The sequence below is a fragment of the Pseudomonas sp. B22129 genome, from assembly GCF_044218875.1.
Classification (GTDB): Bacteria; Pseudomonadota; Gammaproteobacteria; order Pseudomonadales; family Pseudomonadaceae; genus Aquipseudomonas.
In genome coordinates, this window is sequence record NZ_CP162592.1 from 3,286,234 (window position 1) to 3,304,651 (window position 18,418).

Annotated in this window: 16 protein-coding genes; 13 read left to right on the forward strand and 3 right to left on the reverse strand. The window is 60.2% G+C overall.

All coding sequences use genetic code 11. From position 1 onward, the window contains the following. Positions 1 to 92 precede the first annotated feature (92 nt). From AB4P94_RS15120 to phhA, 3 genes are all read right to left on the reverse strand, one after another. Entirely contained in the window at positions 93 to 1,286 is a 1,194-nt protein-coding gene (locus tag AB4P94_RS15120; protein ID WP_395611197.1) for an amino acid aminotransferase, read from the reverse strand. Then, entirely contained in the window at positions 1,286 to 1,642 is a 357-nt protein-coding gene (locus tag AB4P94_RS15125; RefSeq protein WP_010208721.1) for a 4a-hydroxytetrahydrobiopterin dehydratase, read from the reverse strand. Before AB4P94_RS15125 ends, AB4P94_RS15120 begins: the two co-directional genes overlap by 1 nt. 91 nt (positions 1,643 to 1,733) lie before the next feature. Next, positions 1,734 to 2,525, reverse strand: coding sequence for a phenylalanine 4-monooxygenase (phhA, locus tag AB4P94_RS15130; protein WP_395611198.1), 792 nt, complete (start codon positions 2,523 to 2,525; stop codon positions 1,734 to 1,736). Between the two features lie 257 nt (positions 2,526 to 2,782). Here phhA and AB4P94_RS15135 point away from each other — a divergent pair, with 257 nt between their 5' ends. From AB4P94_RS15135 to fliS, 13 genes are all read left to right on the forward strand, one after another. Then, on the forward strand, positions 2,783 to 4,345 hold the full coding sequence (locus AB4P94_RS15135; RefSeq protein ID WP_395611199.1) for a sigma-54-dependent transcriptional regulator: 1,563 nt from the start codon (positions 2,783 to 2,785) through the stop codon (positions 4,343 to 4,345). 313 nt (positions 4,346 to 4,658) lie between these two features. Then, complete coding sequence (locus tag AB4P94_RS15140) at positions 4,659 to 5,399, forward strand: flagellar basal body rod protein FlgF (RefSeq protein ID WP_395611200.1); 741 nt, start codon at positions 4,659 to 4,661, stop codon at positions 5,397 to 5,399. A gap of 67 nt (positions 5,400 to 5,466) precedes the next feature. Next, positions 5,467 to 6,252: a flagellar basal-body rod protein FlgG gene (gene flgG / locus AB4P94_RS15145; protein ID WP_395611201.1), complete on the forward strand. Its 786-nt coding sequence runs from the start codon at positions 5,467 to 5,469 to the stop codon at positions 6,250 to 6,252. Positions 6,253 to 6,305: 53 nt separating this feature from the next. Beyond that, positions 6,306 to 7,001 carry a flagellar basal body L-ring protein FlgH gene (gene flgH, locus AB4P94_RS15150; RefSeq protein ID WP_395611202.1) on the forward strand — a complete coding sequence of 232 codons (696 nt, stop codon included), beginning with the start codon at positions 6,306 to 6,308 and terminating at the stop codon, positions 6,999 to 7,001. 6 nt (positions 7,002 to 7,007) lie between these two features. Next, on the forward strand, positions 7,008 to 8,117 hold the full coding sequence (locus AB4P94_RS15155; RefSeq protein WP_395611335.1) for a flagellar basal body P-ring protein FlgI: 1,110 nt from the start codon (positions 7,008 to 7,010) through the stop codon (positions 8,115 to 8,117). Positions 8,118 to 8,121: 4 nt separating this feature from the next. Then, positions 8,122 to 9,384, forward strand: a complete 1,263-nt coding sequence (gene flgJ / locus AB4P94_RS15160; protein WP_395611203.1) for a flagellar assembly peptidoglycan hydrolase FlgJ — start codon at positions 8,122 to 8,124, stop codon at positions 9,382 to 9,384. A gap of 10 nt (positions 9,385 to 9,394) precedes the next feature. Continuing rightward, a complete protein-coding gene (gene flgK, locus AB4P94_RS15165) occupies positions 9,395 to 11,431 on the forward strand; it encodes a flagellar hook-associated protein FlgK (RefSeq protein ID WP_395611204.1) in 2,037 nt (678 codons plus the stop codon). A gap of 14 nt (positions 11,432 to 11,445) precedes the next feature. Beyond that, on the forward strand, positions 11,446 to 13,029 hold the full coding sequence (locus tag AB4P94_RS15170) for a flagellar hook-associated protein 3 (protein WP_395611205.1): 1,584 nt from the start codon (positions 11,446 to 11,448) through the stop codon (positions 13,027 to 13,029). A gap of 277 nt (positions 13,030 to 13,306) precedes the next feature. After that, complete coding sequence (locus AB4P94_RS15175; RefSeq protein WP_395611206.1) at positions 13,307 to 14,236, forward strand: ketoacyl-ACP synthase III; 930 nt, start codon at positions 13,307 to 13,309, stop codon at positions 14,234 to 14,236. A gap of 265 nt (positions 14,237 to 14,501) precedes the next feature. After that, positions 14,502 to 15,950, forward strand: coding sequence for a flagellin (locus AB4P94_RS15180; RefSeq protein WP_395611207.1), 1,449 nt, complete (start codon positions 14,502 to 14,504; stop codon positions 15,948 to 15,950). Between the two features lie 74 nt (positions 15,951 to 16,024). Then, positions 16,025 to 16,384 (forward strand): flagellar protein FlaG, encoded by a 360-nt coding sequence (locus AB4P94_RS15185; protein WP_395611208.1) that lies wholly within the window; start codon positions 16,025 to 16,027, stop codon positions 16,382 to 16,384. 80 nt (positions 16,385 to 16,464) lie between these two features. Continuing rightward, positions 16,465 to 17,871 (forward strand): flagellar filament capping protein FliD, encoded by a 1,407-nt coding sequence (gene fliD, locus AB4P94_RS15190; RefSeq protein WP_395611209.1) that lies wholly within the window; start codon positions 16,465 to 16,467, stop codon positions 17,869 to 17,871. Positions 17,872 to 18,008: 137 nt separating this feature from the next. Beyond that, entirely contained in the window at positions 18,009 to 18,398 is a 390-nt protein-coding gene (fliS, locus tag AB4P94_RS15195) for a flagellar export chaperone FliS (RefSeq protein ID WP_395611210.1), read from the forward strand. Positions 18,399 to 18,418: the final 20 nt, after the last annotated feature.

Consider the following 18,418-nt stretch of genomic DNA (forward strand, 5'->3'; position numbering starts at 1 on the left):
GCTCGCGAAAGCGGTGTGTCAGTCACCCAATATGTTGACTGATCTACCGCTTTCGCGAGCAAGCCCGCTCCCACAGTTTTGATTCGGTTTCGTCAGTGGCAAACATCCGCGATGGCTTGTGCCAGCAACGTCAGCCGCGTGGCGTCGATGCCCGCCATACTTGCCCGGCCCGAACTCACCATGTACACGCTGTGTTTCTCGCGCAGCTGCTTGACCTGCTCGGCACTCAAGCCGGTGTAGGAAAACATTCCGCGCTGCGCACCAATATGCGCAAACCGCTCGGCCAGCCCGTGAGGCGCCAGCGCTTCCACCAGCCCGGACCGCAAGTGTGCAATGCGCGAGCGCATGGCCCCCACTTCGTTGCTCCAGACCTTTTTCAGCTCACTGTCGCCAAGGATCGTCGCGACGATCGCCGCGCCATGATCCGGCGGCGTCGACCAGAGGTTACGCGCCGTGTTGGCAAGCTGGCTGCGCACATCGGTGAGCTTCTCGGCATCCGCTGCACACACGATCAATGCGCCGACGCGGTCGCGGTACAGGCCGAAGTTCTTCGAGCAGGAGCTGGTGATCAGCACTTCCGGCAGTTCGGCGGCAAACAGTCGTACGGCCCAGGCGTCTTGCTCCAGGCCATCGCCAAAACCCTGATAGGCGAAGTCGATCAGCGGCAACAGGTGGCGCTCGCGCACGATGTTCAGCACCTGGCGCCAGTCATCCCGGGACAGGTCGAAACCGGTCGGGTTATGGCAGCAGGCGTGCAGCAACACCACGTCGCCCTCTGGCACGGTAGACAGGGCCGCCAACATCGCGGGCACATCCAGACGGTTGTCGGCGCCCACGTACGGATAGTGGCTGACCTTGAGCCCGGCTTTGGCAAAGATGGTTTCGTGGATCGGCCAGGTCGGGTTGCTCAGCCAGACGCCACGGCCTGGCAGGTTTTGGGCGATAAAGTCGGCACTCAGGCGCAGCGCACCGGTGCCGCCCGGGGTTTGGGTCGCGCCGGCACGGCGTTCGCGGATCAAGGCCGAATCGGCGCCCAGCACCAGCTCGCTGATCAGCGCGCCGAAAGCCGGGTTACCGTGGCCGCCGATGTAGGTCTTGGTGGTCTGTGTGTCGACCAGGCGCTGCTCGGCAAGTTTTACCGAATGCGGAATCGGCGTCAGGCCCTGGTCGTCCTTGTACACGCCGACGCCCAGGTCGAACTTGTTCGGGTTGGCGTCCTGGGCGTACAGGTCCATCAGCCCGAGGATCGGGTCGCCGGGTACGCGGGCAATCGCGTCGAAATGCATTACTTGCGGCCCTCGGCATCCTTGGCGACTTCATCAGTGCGCGCGGCCATGATGAAGTCGTTGCGGTGCAGGCCCTTGATGGAGTGGCTCCACCAGGTCACGGTGACTTTGCCCCACTCGGTGAGCAGGCCCGGGTGATGGCCTTCGGCTTCGGAGATTTCACCCATGGCGTTGGTGAAGGCCAGGGCGAACTTGAAGTTCTTGAACAGGAAAACCTTTTCCAGCTGCATCACGCCGTCGCGGACTTCGATGTTCCAGTCGGGGATCTGCTTGAGCAGTACCGGCAACTCTTCATCGCTGACTTGCGGGGCGTCGGCGCGGCAGGCTTCGCAGTGGGCTTGGTTCAAGGTGGTCATGAAAGGTGTCCTGAAGTTTGAAGATCAGTCGCGTCACCCTAAAGCAACGCGTGGTCAGGTAAAAGGCTCAGTTGGCCTCAAGTTGTAAGGTTCACGCGGCTTTAGGCTTCGGTGGAAACTTCGGCGCGTGCAGGCCCAGCTGCATGCCGCGTTCAACCATGCCCATGATGTCTTCCTGCGCCACTTCGAAGAGGCGCTTGAGCTCGGGCAGGACGAAATACAGCGGTTGCAGAATATCGATGCGGTATGGCGTGCGCATCGCCTCCAGCGGGTCGAAGGCTTGATGCTCGGGCTCATCCGACAGGCAGTACACGCTCTCCTTGGGCGACGACAAAATACCGCCACCGTAGATGCGCCGACCTTGCGGCGTGTCCACCAAACCAAACTCGATGGTCATCCAGTACAGGCGCGCCAGGTACACACGCTGTTCCTTGGTGGCCGCCAGGCCGAGCTTGCCGTAGGTGTGGGTGAATTCGGCGAACCAAGGGTTGGTCAGCAGCGGGCAGTGGCCGAAGATCTCGTGGAAAATGTCCGGCTCTTGCAGGTAGTCCAGTTCTTCGCGAGTACGAATAAAGGTCGCCACCGGAAACTGTTTGCTGGCGAGCAATTCGAAGAAGGTCTGGAAGGGGATCAGCGCCGGTACACGGGCGACTTGCCAGCCGGTGGTTTCGGCCAGCACGGTGTTGATTTCGCCCAGTTGCGGGATGCGGTCCAGGGGCAGGCCGAGCTTGTCGATGCCGTCCAGGTATTCCTGGCAGGCGCGGCCTTCGATCACTTTCAGTTGGCGTGTGATCAGGGTGTTCCACACCGCGTGTTCTTCCGGCGGGTAGTGGATAAAACCACTCGCATCGGGCTCGCGGGCCACGTATTGCGTCTGCTTCATACGGCTCTCCTGCTAGGCATTCGTTCTTGTTATGTCCTGCGATGTGCCTATTGATAACGCGGACGGCTGCGGATTCCATCGGCTTGCGGGTGGAGGCTGTAGGAAAACTTACAGCTTTTCGTAAAGTTTTCGTTACGAATGTGCGGTTGGTCGATGTGTCGGGCTGTGAAAAGGTCGCAGGCTGTCACATAATCTTGACGACTATCTGCACTCGACCACAAAAAGTCGGGGTGCCTTGCCACTTTTCGGACCTTTTCATGCGTATCAAAGTGCACTGCCAGAACCGTATCGGCATCCTGCGGGACATTCTCAACTTGTTGGTTGAGTACGGCGTCAACGTCGCCAAGGGCGAGGTCGGTGGCGAGCATGGCAACGCCATCTACCTGTTTTGCCCGAACCTGGTGAACATGCAGTTTCAAGCGTTGCGCCCGCAGTTCGAGGCGATTGCCGGGGTATTTGGCGTCAAGCGGGTAGGGTTGATGCCCAGTGAGCGTCGGCACATGGAGCTCAATGCGTTGCTGGGTGCTCTGGAGTTTCCGGTGCTGTCCATCGACATGGGCGGCTCCATCGTCGCCGCCAACCGCGCGGCGGCGCAGTTGCTTGGGGTGCGCGTGGACGAAGTGCCCGGCATTCCACTGTCACGCTATGCCGAGGATTTCGATTTGCCGGAGCTGGTGCGCGCCAGCAAGTCGCGGATCAACGGCCTGCGGGTCAAGGTCAAGGGTGACGTGTTTCTGGCGGACATCGCGCCGCTGCAATCTTCCGAACACGATGACAGCGAAGCCATGGCTGGCGCCGTGCTGACCCTGCACCGCGCCGACCGCGTGGGCGAGCGCATCTACAACGTACGCAAGCAGGAGTTGCGCGGCTTCGACAGCATCTTTCAGAGCTCCAAAGTCATGGCCGCCGTGGTGCGCGAAGCCCGGCGCATGGCGCCTTTGGACGCGCCACTATTAATAGAAGGCGAAACCGGTACCGGCAAGGAGCTGCTGGCTCGCGCCTGCCACCTGGCCAGCCCGCGCGGGCAGTCGCCGCTGATGGCACTCAATTGCGCCGGCCTGCCGGAATCGATGGCCGAGACCGAACTGTTCGGCTACGGCCCCGGCGCGTTTGAGGGCGCACGGGCTGAAGGCAAGCTGGGCCTGCTGGAGCTGACGGCGGGCGGTACGTTGTTTCTCGACGGCGTCGGAGAAATGAGCGCGCGGTTGCAGGTCAAGCTTCTGCGCTTTTTGCAGGACGGCTGCTTTCGCCGTGTGGGCAGTGATGAAGAGGTCTATCTGGACGTGCGGGTGATCTGCGCGACTCAGGTGGACCTGTCCGAGCTGTGTGCCCGTGGCGAGTTTCGCCAGGATCTTTATCACCGCCTGAATGTGTTGTCGCTGCACATTCCGCCTCTGCGCGATTGCCTGGATGGATTGGCGCCGTTGGTTGAGCATTTTCTGGACCAGGCCAGCCGGCAGATCGGTTGTCCGTTGCCCAAACTGGCGCCGGCGGCGATGGATCGGCTCAGCCACTACCATTGGCCGGGTAACGTGCGGCAGTTGGAAAACGTACTGTTTCAGGCGGTTTCGCTGTGTGACGGTGGCATGGTGAAGGCAGAGCATATTCGCTTGCCGGATTATGGCGTGCGTCAGCCGCTTGGCGATTTTTCGCTGGAGGGAGGCCTGGAAGCGATTGTCGGGCGGTTTGAGAAGGCGGTGCTGGAAGCCTTGTACGCCGAGCATTCCAGCAGTCGGCAACTGGGCAAGCGCCTTGGCGTGTCTCACACGACCATCGCCAACAAGCTGCGTGATTACGAAATTCTCAAGGCCGACAAGTAAACCACCTGACGCCCTTGGGGGGAAATTGTGGGAGCTGGCTTGCCTGCGATAGCGGTGTATCAGTGACACATGAGCCAGCTGAACGACCGCTATCGCAGGCAAGCCAGCTCCCACCTTTGATTTGTGTCGTTGCCGCAGGCGGCAGTAGTCCGCCGTTTTTTCGACTCTGCCAGTGCCTTGAAATCCTCACACCTTCCCGCAAACCCCCGCCCAGCCTGGGCTTCATCCTCTTTTAAAAAGTTGGACCGCAAATTGCTTAAGCCTCATCAGTACAGCGGTGGGCGGCAAGCGTCCGTCAGAAAGAGGATAAAGCGTGGACAAGTACCTTTATGTGGCAATGACCGGCGCCAGCCAGAATGCTCTGGCGCAGAAGGCCCATGCCAACAATCTGGCGAACATCTCCACCAACGGTTTTCAGCGTGACCTGGAGCAGGCGCGTTCGATGCCGGTGTTCGGTGACAGCTTTCCGGCGCGGGCCTTTGCCCTGACCGAGCGGCCCGGCACGGACTTCACTCCCGGCGCCATGATCGAAACCGGCCGCGACCTGGATGTGGCGGTCAGCGGCAACGGTTGGATTGCCGTGCAAACCCCAGATGGCGGCGAGTCCTATGTGCGTAGCGCCAGCATGAACATCGATGCACTCGGCGTGCTGCGTACCGGCAACGGCATGCCGGTGATGGGCAACGGCGGCCCGATTGCCGTGCCGCCCGAGCAGAAAGTCGAAGTGGGTGCCGACGGCACCATCAGCATCCGCGCTATGGGCGAAGGCCCGCGAGTGATGGCTGAAGTGGACCGCATCAAGATGGTCCAACCCGACCTCAAGAACATGACCAAGGGCCTGGACGGCACCATCCACACCAAGGATGGCCAGCCGGCACAGGCCGACGCGAACGTGCGGCTGACCTCGGGTTTCCTGCAGGCGAGCAACGTCAACGCGGTGGAAGAAATGACGGCGGTACTGGCGCTTTCCAAGCAATTCGAGCTGCACATCAAGATGATGAACAGCGCCAAGGAAGACGACCAGGCCATGACCCGCGTGCTGGCGATGAGCTGATTGCAGCGTCACTGAAGACTAATTTTGCAGCGCAGCGCCAACAAACAGGCGCACGAAGGAGAACACTATGCTTCCGGCTCTATGGGTTGCCAAAACAGGTTTGGCCGCGCAGGACACCAACCTGACCACCATTTCCAACAACCTGGCGAACGTCTCGACCACGGGCTTCAAACGTGACCGGGCCGAGTTCCAGGACTTGCTCTATCAGATCAAGCGCCAGCCAGGCGCCCAGTCGACCCAGGACAGCGAACTACCGTCGGGTCTGCAATTGGGTACCGGTGTGCAGATCGTCGGCACCCAGAAGAATTTCAGTGCCGGTAACCTGCAGCAAACCAACCAGCCGCTGGACATGGCCATCAACGGCCGTGGCTTCTTCCAGATCCTGCAACCGGACGGCACTACTTCCTACACCCGTGACGGTACTTTCCACCTGGACTCCAATGGCCAGGTCGTGACTGCCAACGGCTTCGCCCTGGAGCCGGCGGTGGTCGTTCCCGCCGATGCCAAGACCTTTACCGTCGGCACCGACGGCACCGTGTCGATCACCGTGGCCGGCAACCCGGCGTCGCAAGTGATCGGCAACCTGCAAACCGCCGACTTCATCAACCCGGCCGGTCTGCAGGCCATGGGTAACAACCTGTTCCTGGAGACCGCTTCCAGTGGCGCGCCGCAAATCGGCACGCCCGGCCTGAACGGTTTTGGCACCACGCTGCAAAGCACGCTGGAAACCTCCAACGTGAGCACGGTTGAGGAGATGGTCAACATGATCACCACCCAGCGCGCTTACGAGATGAACTCCAAGGTGATTTCCACCGCCGACCAGATGCTTTCGTTCGTAACGCAGAATCTGTAATCAAGTCTATGGGGTGCCACTGATGGCGCCTGCAACACCGTGAGGTAAGGGTCATGAATCGCTATGTTTCTGTTCTGGCATTGAGTGGGATCGCTGTGCTCGCGGGCTGTGTCGCCCCGACGCCGAAGCCCAATGACCCGTACTACGCGCCGGTGTTGCCGCGCACGCCATTGCCGGCGGCGGCCAACAATGGCTCGATCTACCAGGCCGGTTTCGAACAGAACCTGTACAGCGACCGCAAGGCATTCCGGGTCGGTGACATCATCACCATCACCCTGAACGAGAAGACCCAGGCCAGCAAGAACGCCAACTCGCAGATCGGCAAGACCAGCAAGACCAGCATCGGCCTGACGTCGTTGTTCGGCGGCGGCCTGACCACCAACAACCCGCTGGGTGATGGTGACCTGAGCCTCAATGCCGGCTACAGCGGCGACCGCGCCACCAATGGCAAAAGCGCGGCAGGGCAGGGCAACAGCCTGACCGGTTCGATCACCGTGACCGTGGCCGACGTGCTGCCCAACGGCATCATCGCCGTGCGCGGTGAGAAGTGGATGACCCTCAACACCGGCGACGAGCTGGTGCGTATCGCAGGCATGGTCCGCGCCGATGACATTTCCACCGACAACACGGTGCCCTCGACGCGAATCGCCGATGCGCGCATTACCTATTCGGGTACGGGTTCGTTTGCTGACGCGAGTCAGCCGGGCTGGTTCGACCGGTTCTTCCTTAGCCCGCTGTTCCCTTTCTAGGTGGCCATTTTGAAACTCAAACAGCTGATGGCGGCCGCGCTCCTGCTTTCCTTAAGCGCTGTCGCCCAGGCCGAACGCCTGAAAGACATCGCCAGCATCTCCGGCGTGCGCTCCAACCAGTTGATCGGCTACGGCCTGGTCGTGGGGCTCAATGGTACGGGTGACCAGACCACCCAGACCCCGTTCACCCTGCAGACCTTCAACAACATGCTCTCGCAGTTCGGCATCAAGGTACCGCCAGGCTCGGGCAACGTGCAGTTGAAGAACGTGGCGGCCGTGTCCATCAGCGCGGATCTGCCGGCGTTCGCCAAGCCGGGGCAGGTGGTGGATATCACCGTGTCGTCCATGGGCAACTCGAAAAGCCTGCGTGGCGGCACCCTGTTGATGACCCCGCTTAAAGGTATCGACGGTAACGTCTACGCCATCGCCCAGGGCAACCTGGTGGTGGGCGGTTTCGACGCCGAGGGCCGCGACGGTTCCAAAATCACCGTCAACGTGCCGTCGGCCGGGCGGATTCCGGGCGGTGCCTCGGTGGAACGTACCGTGCCCAGCGGTTTCAACCAGGGCAACAGCCTGACCCTGAACCTCAACCGTTCGGACTTCACCACCGCCAAGCGCGTGGTCGACAAGATCAACGACATGCTCGGCCCTGGCGTGGCGCAGGCCATCGATGGCGGTTCGATTCGTGTGACTGCGCCATTGGACCCAAGCCAGCGTGTGGATTACCTGTCGATTCTGGAAAACCTGGAAGTCGACCCGGGCCAGGCTGTGGCCAAAGTCATTATCAACTCGCGCACCGGTACCATCGTGATCGGCCAGAACGTCAAGGTGTCGCCGGCCGCGGTGACCCACGGCAGCCTGACGGTGACGATCACCGAAGACCCGATCGTCAGCCAGCCTGGGCCTTTGTCCAACGGCCAGACCGCCGTGGTACCGCGCTCGCGCGTCAATGCCCAGCAAGAAGCCAAGCCGATGTTCAAGTTCGGCCCCGGCACCACCCTGGACGAGATTGTCCGTGCGGTGAACCAGGTGGGCGCAGCGCCCGGCGACTTGATGGCAATCCTCGAAGCGTTGAAACAGGCCGGCGCCTTGCAAGCCGACCTGATTGTGATCTGAGGCCATGGCCATGGATATGCGCAAGAGTGGGGTCAGCAGCACGGCGGACTCGGGGTCTTACTCCGACCTGAACCGGCTGAACCAGCTTAAGGTCGGCGCCGACAAGAACAGCGATGCCAACGTGCGCAAAGTGGCGCAGGAGTTTGAATCGCTGTTCCTGAGCGAGATGCTCAAGTCCGCGCGCTCGGCCACCGAGGCGCTGGGCAAGGACAACCCGCTGAACACCCCGGCGGCCAAGCAGTACCAGGAAATGTACGACCAGCAACTGGCGGTTTCGATGTCTCGCGAAGGCGGCGGTATCGGCTTGGCCGACGTGCTGATACGCCAGATGCAGAAGAACAAACCGGTGGATGCTCAGGCGGCCACGTTGCAGGGCCCGGCAGCTGATGCGCCGGCCAAGAAAGCCGATGTGCCGACTGAAATCGCTGCGGGCACCCAGGCCAATGGGCCGTTGGGCCGCTCCAATGGCCAGCGTCCCCTGTGGGCTTACCGCGTTGCCGTGCCGGAAGGTGCCAGTGCGCACGCCAACGATATGGAGTTGATGAACCAGCGCCGTATTTCTCTGCCGAGCCGGCTGACTGACCGCTTGCTCGCCGGGATTGTGCCGAGTACTGACGCGGCTGCCGCCAAAGCCGCGCCGCTGCGCAACAGCGCCGCCGACGACAATGTGATCAACAGCGCCGCGCACAGCCTCGCCGTGCCGAGCGGACGCATGCAGGTGTATGGCCGCGCCATCGCCCAGCCGCCGCTGGCGCCGGCGAAGAAAGCCTTCAGCTCCCAGGACGAATTCGTCGCCACCATGTTGCCGATGGCCAAAGCGGCAGCGGCACGTATCGGCGTCGATCCGAAGTACCTGGTAGCCCAGGCCGCGCTGGAAACCGGTTGGGGTAAATCGGTGATGCGCGCCGAGGACGGCAGCAGCAGCCACAACCTGTTCGGCATCAAGGCCGGCCAGAGTTGGCAGGGTGGCCAGGCCCGTGCGATTACCAGCGAGTTTCGCGATGGGGCAATGGTCAAGGAGACGGCCCAATTCCGTTCCTATAACTCTTACCAGGACAGCTTCCATGACCTGGTGACATTGCTGCAAAGCAATGATCGCTATAAAGAAGTTGTGAAGTCAGCCGACAACCCGGAACAGTTTGTACGCGAGTTGCAAAAAGCCGGATATGCAACCGACCCGGACTACGCCAGCAAGATTTCGCAGATCGCAAAAACGATGAACAGTTACCAGAATTACGCTGCCGCGGGCGCGACCACTCATTTATAAGGTCTGAATCATGAGTTTGCTCAGTATCGGGATGTCAGGGCTAAACGCCGCTCAAGGCTCGTTGTCGGTCTTGAGTAACAACATTGCCAACGTCAATACCCCGGGATACTCGCGCCAGCAGACCACCCAGAATGCCAGCGCCAATAACCAGTACGGCGGGGTGTTCATCGGCAGCGGCACGACCCTGGCGGATGTGCGTCGCATCTATAACGATTTCCTCGGCGCCGCTTACCAGAGCAGCACAGCGCTCAACAGTGATGCCACGGCTTACGCGGGCCAGGCCGCCGCAATCGACAAGACCCTGTCGGACAAGTCCACGGGCATGTCGGCTGCGCTCAGCGCGTTTTTCTCTTCGCTGCAAACCGCTGCGGCCACGCCCAGCGATGTGTCGGCCCGGCAATTGCTGCTGACCAGCGCGCAGACCTTGAGCAACCGCTTTAACTCGATTTCCACGCAGCTGACTCAGCAGAAAGAGTCGATCAACGGCCAACTGGGCACCATGAGTGACCAGGTCAACAAGCTGACCGCCTCGATTGCTTCGTTGAACACCCAAATCGCCACCGCCCAGGGCTCTTCCACCAGCGCGCCGGCCAACCTGCTGGATGCACGCAACGAAGCGGTGCGTTCGCTCAATGAGCTGATCGGCGTGACGGCCACCGAGAAAGACGGCAAGTTCAGCGTGACCACGGGCACCGGGCAGTCCCTGGTCGATGGCGGGATCGCCAATACGATTTCTGCTGTGCCGAGCAAGACTGACAACAGCCAGTACACGATCCAGCTGAAGGTGGGCGACACCTCGATGGACATCGGCTCGGTGGTCTCCGGTGGCAGCATCGGCGGCCTGTTGCGCTATCGCGATGACGTGCTGATGCCGGCCATCAACGACCTGGGCCGCATCGCCATCGCCACGGCCGACAGCGTCAACAGCCAGTTGGGCCAAGGCCTGGACTTGAACGGTGATTTCGGTTCGTCGCTGTTTGGCAACATCAACAGCCCGACGGCGATTTCCCAGCGCAGCCAGGCGGCTTCGGGCAACAGCGCAGGCTCAGGCAACCTGAACGTGACGATTGCCGACAGCAGCAAGCTGTCGACCTTCGACTATAAGGTCACCTTCACCAGCGGCAACCAGTACAACGTGGTGCGTTCCGATGGCAAGGCCATGGGTTCGTTCGACACCACGACCACGCCACCGCCGGTGATCGACGGGTTTACCCTCGCGCTCAATGGTGCCGGGCCGGTTGCCGCCGGTGACAGCTTCAAGATCAGCCCGACCGCCAACGGCGCCAGCGGGATTTCGGCCGACCTTAAGGACCCGAACAAGATCGCGTTTGCCGGGCCTTTGGCCGGCAACGCGAGCAAAACCAACACCGGCACCGGTACGTTCACGCCGCCGACATTGACCGTGCCGATCGATATCAATGGCGGCGCCACCACGGCGCAACTGCGCACCGGGATCGAAAACTCGATGCCCGTGAAGATGGTGTTCGGCAAGCCGGCGGCAGATGGTACCCAGCCCTACACGTTGAGCGACGCCCAGGGCAACTCCATCGGCACCGGCACCATCATCCCGGGCCAGGACAACAAGATCACCGTCAATGTGCCGATGCGCGACGCCAGCGGCGCGTTGATCCCGGGCAAGAGCTTCGGTTTCGATACCACCGTGGCCGGTGCACCGGCCAACGGCGACAGCACCACCTTTTCGTTCAACAGCGGCGCGACGTCCGATGGGCGTAACGCTCAACAATTGCTGGGGTTGCAGACCAAGGCCACCGTCGGTGCGGTCGATGGCAATGCGGGCGTGAGCCTGGTGTCGGCCAACAGCCGGCTGGTGTCCCAGGTCGGCTCAAAAGCGGCCCAGGCCAACACCGACAGCACCGCCACCGGCGCCTTGCTGGCGGCGAACAAGGCGGCCAGCAACTCGGTGTCCCAGGTCAACCTGGATGAGGAGGCGGGCGACATGATCAAGTTCCAGCAGTACTACACCGCGTCGTCGCAGATCATCAAGGCCGCGCAAGAAACCTTCAGCACACTGATCAACGCCCTTTAAAGGAGTCTGGAACGATGCGTATCTCTACACAGCAGTATTTCGACACCAGCTCCAGCAAGTATCAGGACAACTATTCGGGCGTGGTGAAGGCTCAAGACCAAGCGAGCTCCGGTGTGCGCGTGCAGACCGCCGCCGATGATCCTGTCGCTGCCGCCCAGCTCCTGCTGTTGCAGCAACAAAAAGACATGCTGGGCCAGTACAGCGGCAACATCACCAGCCTGCAGAACTCGCTGACCAACGAAGAAAGCGTGCTGGCGAGCATCAACACCGCGATGCAAACCGCCCAGGGCCTGGCGCTGCAAGCGGGTAACCTGCAACTGAGCAACGATGACCGCAAAGCGATTGCCGCCCAGGTCGGCGCGCTCGAGGACCAGGTGTTGGGCTTGCTCAACTCCAAGGATTCCAGCGGCAATTACATGTTCTCCGGGGCCAAGACCGACACGCCGCCTTACAGCCGCAACAATGACGGCACCTACAGCTATCAGGGCGATGAAACGCCGTTGAGCCTGCAGGTGTCGAGCAACCTGTCGATCGCCGCCGGCGATACCGGCAAGACCTTGCTCGAGAGTTCATCCAATGCAGGCCGTACCCAGGCCACGCTGTTGCCGCCCTCGGTCAACGACGGCAAGGTCTCGATTTCGGCGGGCCTGGTGACCTCAAGCAGCGCTTACACCAAGAGTTTCGCCGACGGCCAGCCTTATAAGCTGACCTTCGCCAGCAGCACCCAATACAGCGTGACCGACAAGGACGGTAACGATGTGACCTCCGAAATCACCGGCAACGGCACGTTTGATTCCACCAAGGAAGGTGCTTCCAGCGTCAACCTGCGCGGGGTCAAATTCGACATCCGGCTGAACCTGGGGGCGGACGTTGCAAGTGGTCCGTCTTCTGACGCGCTGGTGGCGGGCAAGGCGTTCACGCTGGAGAGCAAGCCGGACAGCTTCAGTGTTTCGCGCACGGCCAGCAATGCGTCCACTGCGCAGCTGACCGGTGGCAGCGTCACCGATCAGGCGGCTTACGCCAGTACCTTTCCCAACGCAGGCGCGGTCATCAAGTTCACCAGTGGCACCGATTATCAGGTGTTCGCCCAGCCCTACAGTGCCGACAGCAAAGCCATTGCCAGCGGCACCATCGCGGCGGGCGCGACGTCGATCACGGCGGCCGGGGTTACTTTTGGCATCAGCGGTACGCCGGGCGCCGGGGACCAGTTTTCGGTCGGCGCCACCAGCAACAAGAACATGAATGCCCTGGATACCTTGGGCCAATTGCGCAAGGCTCTGCTGACGCCGGCAGATGGTGATCAGGTTGCCAAGAACAACCTCAAGGATGTGCTGAACACCACCACCGCCAACCTGGCCAATGCCTCAGCGCAGATCGACCAGGTGCGCGGCTCCATCGGTGCGCGGCAGAATGCGCTGGATATCCAGGGCCAGGAGAACACCAGCCTGGGCTTGGCCAATACCTCGACCATGAACTCCCTGGCCAACGTCGACCTGGGCCAGGCGGCGATTGACCTGAATCTGCAGCAAACCATGTTGCAGGCCTCGCAGCTGGCCTTTGTGAAGATTTCCCAGTTGAGCTTGTTCAGCCGTATGTAATCGGCGTAATAACAAACGGCCCACCCTGGCAACAGGGTGGGCCGTTGTCGTTTTGGGCGGGCGCAATGTTGCCGGGTTTTGCATAAACCGCACAAAATTGAGTGACCTGTGAGTCATAAAGCGCATCTTCACTGTATCGTGTGAAAAGGATAAGTCGGCTGCGGGTCTTTATGCGGCGGCTTTCAGCGAGATTTTTATGGGGTTATCCCCTTTATTGTCAGCACTCCCGGCGTAGCCCGAGGGGTGTTCTCCAGCTATTTAGTATTGGGAAGCCACAATGATTGGCATAAAAAGCATCGCCAGTTACGTGCCGGCAGACGGGGTCGATAACTACGCCCAGGGCGCCAAATTCGCCAAGGATGAAGAATTCATCATCGGCAAGATCGGTTCGGCGTTCCTGCCGCGCAAGGATGCTGCGCAGGAAACCTCCGACCTGTGCGTTGAGGCGGTCAACGCCTTGTTTGCCAACAACCCGGAGTTGAAGCGCGAATCCATCGACGCGCTGATCGTCGTGACCCAGAACGGCGATGAAGAGGGCTTGCCGCACACCGCCGCCATCGTCCAGGACAAATTGGGCCTGCCGACCCATGTGGCGGCGTTCGATATCTCTTTGGGTTGCTCCGGCTACGTCTACGGCATCTACGCGATGAAGGGCTTCATGGAAGCCACCGGCCTGAAAAACGGCTTGCTGATCACCGCCGACCCGTATTCGAAGATTGTCGACCCGGAAGACCGCAACACCACCATGCTGTTTGGCGACGCCGCCACCGCTACCTGGATGGGCGAAGACGCCCCGTGGCTGCTGGGCAAGTCGAAGTTCGGCACCGACGGTTCCGGCGCACCGCATTTGAAAGTCACCGATGGCGTGTTTTTCATGAACGGCCGCCAGGTGTTCAACTTTGCCTTGCTCAAGGTGCCGGCGCATCTGCACGAACTGCTCAATGAGTCGGATCTCAAAGCCGACGAAATCGATGCGTTCTGCATCCACCAGGGCAGTGCGGCGATTGTCGACGCCGTGGCACGGCGTTTCGAAGAGGCGCCAGTGGAGAAGTTCATCAAGGACATGGTCGAGACCGGCAACACCGTGTCGTCGAGCATTCCGTTGCTGCTGGAAAAGCACATGATGGATTCCGACTGGAAGCGTGTGGCAATCAGTGGGTTTGGCGTAGGTTTGTCGTGGGGATCGGCGATTCTCTATCGCCCGTGACGCCCTGATAGGCTGCATAAAAAACGCCCAGGCTTGAAAAAGCCTGGGCGTTTTTTATTTGGCGCCAGAAAAGCCAGCATTTGCTGAGGTTTGGGCTATCGTAAATGCTTGAATTACAAAGGGTGGCGCGGTGCCAGTAAAAAAAACCAAAAAAGTCCTCAAGCAACGGGCTTATACGACGATAACTATTACGAAGGTTCTCTAGGCCACACCCGGCGGTTGCCAGGGCCGGAAGCCGCAGTACACCACCCACGAGGATTTCGTCATGGCTTTAACAGTAAACACCAACCTTGCTTCCTTGACCGTTCAGAACAACCTGAACAAGGCTTCCGGCGCCCTGCAAACTTCCATGCAGCGTCTGTCCTCCGGCCTGCGTATCAACAGCGCCAAAGACGATGCGGCCGGCCTGCAAATCTCCAACCGTCTGACCAGCCAGATCAACGGCCTGGGCGTTGCAATCAAAAACGCCAACGACGGTAGCTCGATTGCTCAGACCGCTGAAGGCGCCATGCAGCAGTCCACCAACATTCTGCAAAGCATGCGTACTCTGGCTCTGCAATCGGCCAACGGCTCGCCAAGCGCTGAAGACCGTAAGTCGAACCAGGCTCAATACGCTGCTCTGACGGCTGAATTGACCCGTATCGCAACCACCACCACCTTCGGTGGCAAGAACCTGCTGGACGGTTCTTTCGGTACTACTTCGTTCCAGGTCGGCGCCAACGCCAACCAAACCATCGACATGAGCATCGGTAACGTTGCAGCCAACAACATTGGTTCGCAGCAGCTGAAGTCCGTAGGCGTTCTGCCAAGTGTTAACGGTTATGGCGGCGGCGTGATCAACGTTACCGGTGGCGGCCAGTCCGTAGCTGTGACCCTTGATCCTAAATCGTCCGCCGCGCAGGCTGCTGCTAAATTGAACGGCGCTGTCGGTGGTCTTGCTGCTACTGCCAGCACTGTTGCCCAGTTCACCGTTGACTCCACTGCGTTGCTCGCTGCAAGCCCTACCGGTGCGAACTTCAGCCTGCAAGTCGGTAACGGTACTGCTGTCAGCTTCACCGGCGTGACCAGCGCTTCCGACCTGGCTGACCAACTGAAGTCCAACGCCGCCAAATTGGGCATCACCGTTAACTATGATTCGACTACCCAGGCTCTTTCGGTCAAGTCGGCTACCGGTGAAAACCTGACCTTTAACTCGGGTAACGCAGGTGCCGTTGCAGGTATCAAGGTTGCAACCCAAGACGGTAGCGGTGCTTTCGGCACAGCTGTTGCTCTGGATGCCGGCCCGATCATCGCCACTGGTGCGGTTTCCCTGAACTCCTCCAGCAGCTACTCGCTGAGCGGCCCTGGTGTGACTGGTTTGTTCGCAAGTGGTACTGGTACTACTGCCAACTCGCAAAAAACCACCGTCAACAACACTGACATCACCACTGCTGCCAACGCACAGAACTCGATCGACGTGATCACTCAAGCGATCTCCGACATCGACTCCCAGCGTGCCGGTCTCGGTGCTGTACAGAACCGTTTCGACAACACCGTTGCCAACTTGCAGAGCATCTCGGACAACTCCACTGCCGCTCGCGGTCAGATCCAGGACGTTGACTACGCTGCTGAAACTGCTCAGCTGACCAAGCAGCAAACCCTGCAACAGGCTTCCACTGCGATCCTGTCCCAGGCCAACCAACTGCCTTCCGCTGTACTGAAGCTGCTTCAGTAATAGCCACGGTAGATGACTGACGGAAGGGCGCGTTTACGTGCCCTTTTGTCTTTTGCGTGATGAGGAGATTGGACATGGACATGAGTGTGAAGCTGAACCTGTCTTATCCAGCAGCGGCACCGCAGAGTGTTCCTGCACCCGTGAGCAATGATCCGCAGCAGGCCAAGGTGGATCCTGTGCCGGCCGCGGTGCAAACAAAGCAGGACTCGAAACCGTCCGACCTGGAACAGGCGGTCACGGATATTCGCAAATTCGTCCAGGCGGCCCAGCGCAACCTGGAATTTTCGATTGATGACTCCACCCATCAGGTGGTGGTCAAGGTTATTGCGACCGACAGCGGCGAGGTGATTCGCCAGATCCCGTCGGAAACCGCATTGAAACTCGCACAAAGTCTTCACGACGCCAGCAATGTGCTGTTTGACGCCAAAGTCTGAGCTGGCATGAATTTTGTTGCTGTAGCTGCTTGAGGCGTCGTTCGTCAATAAAGCGCCAGCCCCGGATCAGGAGAGAAGTCATGGGTGGTATTACGGTTAGCGGCCCCGTCACGGGTATTGATACCCAGTCGATCGTGAAGGCCCTGGTGGGGGCTGAACAGGCGCCCAAGCAGTCGCAGATCAACAAGCAGACGCAGACATCGAGTGCCCAGCTTTCCTCGATCGGCAAGATTCAGGCGGCTCTGGATGCCTTTCGCGGTGCTCTGGACAATATGTCCAAGGACGCGAGTATCGGCGGCCTCTCGGCGACCACCTCGGATGCCAACGTATCCAGCGTGACTCTGGGCGCTGGTGCTTCTGCGGGCAGCTACCAGCTGGTGGTCAATCAACTGGCGACAGCTTCAAAAGTTTCCACCAAGACGTTCGCAAAGGGTGCTTCCACGGTCGTCAACGCTGGCACTACGGCGACATCCTTGACCATCTCCCAATCGGGCCAGAGCTACGGCGTGACTGTTCCGCCGGGCGCAACCTTGCAGCAGGTGCGTGACTCGATCAACGCACAGCTCACCAGTTCGGGACTGAGTGCCAACATTCTGACCGACTCCACGGGGTCGCGGATGGTGCTGACATCGACCAGCACGGGCGTCGGTACCGACATTACCATTGGCGGGAACTCCGGGCTGGAAGCCGGCACCTCGGTAGTGGGTAACCCTCCACAGAATGCCAAATACACCATTGACGGTACTGCTCAGGAATCCAAGAGCAATACGCTGACCGATGCAATCAGTGGCGTGAGCATCAAGCTGACAGCGCTGTCGCCTTTGCCTACCGGTGATACAGACCCGAACAGCAAGAACCGGGTCGCGTCCACCATCACGGTCAGTCGTAACACCGATACCCTCAAGAGTTCGGTCAAGGGCTTCGTCGATACGTATAACGCGCTGATCACGGCCATGAACACCGAAACGGCCGTCACCACCAACCCGGACGGCACGACGACGCCTTCCGCGCTGACGGGCGATTCGACGATTCGCACCCTGCAGTCGGCTTTGCGCAGCGAGCTGAATGCCTTGGGTGGTACAGGGACCTTGAAGTCCTTGGCCCAGTTTGGTGTGAACACCGACCAGAAAACCGGCAAGCTCAGCATTGACGACAAGGTATTCGGTGCGGCTGTGGCGACCAACCCCACCGATATCGGCGGTATTTTCAACGGTGATACTGGTCTGCTGGCGCGCATGAAGTCGGCAACCGACAGTTATGCGCTGAGCGGTACTGGCGTGCTCGCTTCACGCTCATCAACGCTGACCGCAACCCTCAGTGACCTGCAAACCCAGCAAGATACCCTGACCAAGCGCATGGCTGACCTGACGACGAGCCTGACCGCCAAGTACACCACCATGAACAACCTGGTGGCCCAGCTCACCAGTCAGCGCTCCAGCGTCATGAGCACGCTGAACGCGTTGAACAAGAGCAACTCGGACAGCTGATCCGCACTGACGCCGCCCGGTGATCGCTCACCGGGCGCGGCCTTCAGATGATCGGCGGGTTAAAGTTTTGTGTGATCCCGTCGACATATTGTTCATAGCCCATCCTATTTAGTCGTTGCCTGTCACGAGGTAGAAACATGAATCCCATGAGAGCCCTTCGCCAATACCAGAAGGTCAATTCCCATGCCCAGATCTCCGAGGCCAGCCCGCACCGTCTGGTCCAGATGCTGATGGAAGGCGCGCTGGATCGCATGGCTCAGGCCAAGGGCGCCATGGCTCGTGGTGATATCGCGCAAAAAGGTTTGTTGCTGGGCAAGGCGATCGACATTCTGATCGGTTTGCGTGACGGCCTGAATCCGGAAAAAACTGATGACCCGGCCGCTTTGCAGCAGTTGGATAACCTGTATGCCTACATGACCACGCGCCTGCTGGAAGCCAACAGCAAGAACGATGTCGCCATGATCGACGAAGTAGCCGGCCTGATGATCACGCTCAAGGAAGGCTGGGACGGTATTGCAACACTGTAGGCCTTTGGCCTGAGGATGAT

What these genes read in the sequence shown, in the direction of transcription:
- AB4P94_RS15120 (WP_395611197.1), bottom strand. Translation starts at nt 1,286, where the DNA reads ATGCATTTCGACGCGATTGCCCGCGTACCCGGCGACCCGATCCTCGGG.
- AB4P94_RS15125 (WP_010208721.1), bottom strand. Translation starts at nt 1,642, where the DNA reads ATGACCACCTTGAACCAAGCCCACTGCGAAGCCTGCCGCGCCGACGCC.
- phhA (WP_395611198.1), bottom strand. Translation starts at nt 2,525, where the DNA reads ATGAAGCAGACGCAATACGTGGCCCGCGAGCCCGATGCGAGTGGTTTT.
- AB4P94_RS15135 (WP_395611199.1), top strand. Translation starts at nt 2,783, where the DNA reads ATGCGTATCAAAGTGCACTGCCAGAACCGTATCGGCATCCTGCGGGAC.
- flgG (WP_395611201.1), top strand. Translation starts at nt 5,467, where the DNA reads ATGCTTCCGGCTCTATGGGTTGCCAAAACAGGTTTGGCCGCGCAGGAC.
- flgH (WP_395611202.1), top strand. Translation starts at nt 6,306, where the DNA reads ATGAATCGCTATGTTTCTGTTCTGGCATTGAGTGGGATCGCTGTGCTC.
- flgJ (WP_395611203.1), top strand. Translation starts at nt 8,122, where the DNA reads ATGGCCATGGATATGCGCAAGAGTGGGGTCAGCAGCACGGCGGACTCG.
- flgK (WP_395611204.1), top strand. Translation starts at nt 9,395, where the DNA reads ATGAGTTTGCTCAGTATCGGGATGTCAGGGCTAAACGCCGCTCAAGGC.
- AB4P94_RS15170 (WP_395611205.1), top strand. Translation starts at nt 11,446, where the DNA reads ATGCGTATCTCTACACAGCAGTATTTCGACACCAGCTCCAGCAAGTAT.
- AB4P94_RS15175 (WP_395611206.1), top strand. Translation starts at nt 13,307, where the DNA reads ATGATTGGCATAAAAAGCATCGCCAGTTACGTGCCGGCAGACGGGGTC.
- AB4P94_RS15180 (WP_395611207.1), top strand. Translation starts at nt 14,502, where the DNA reads ATGGCTTTAACAGTAAACACCAACCTTGCTTCCTTGACCGTTCAGAAC.
- AB4P94_RS15185 (WP_395611208.1), top strand. Translation starts at nt 16,025, where the DNA reads ATGGACATGAGTGTGAAGCTGAACCTGTCTTATCCAGCAGCGGCACCG.
- fliD (WP_395611209.1), top strand. Translation starts at nt 16,465, where the DNA reads ATGGGTGGTATTACGGTTAGCGGCCCCGTCACGGGTATTGATACCCAG.
- fliS (WP_395611210.1), top strand. Translation starts at nt 18,009, where the DNA reads ATGAATCCCATGAGAGCCCTTCGCCAATACCAGAAGGTCAATTCCCAT.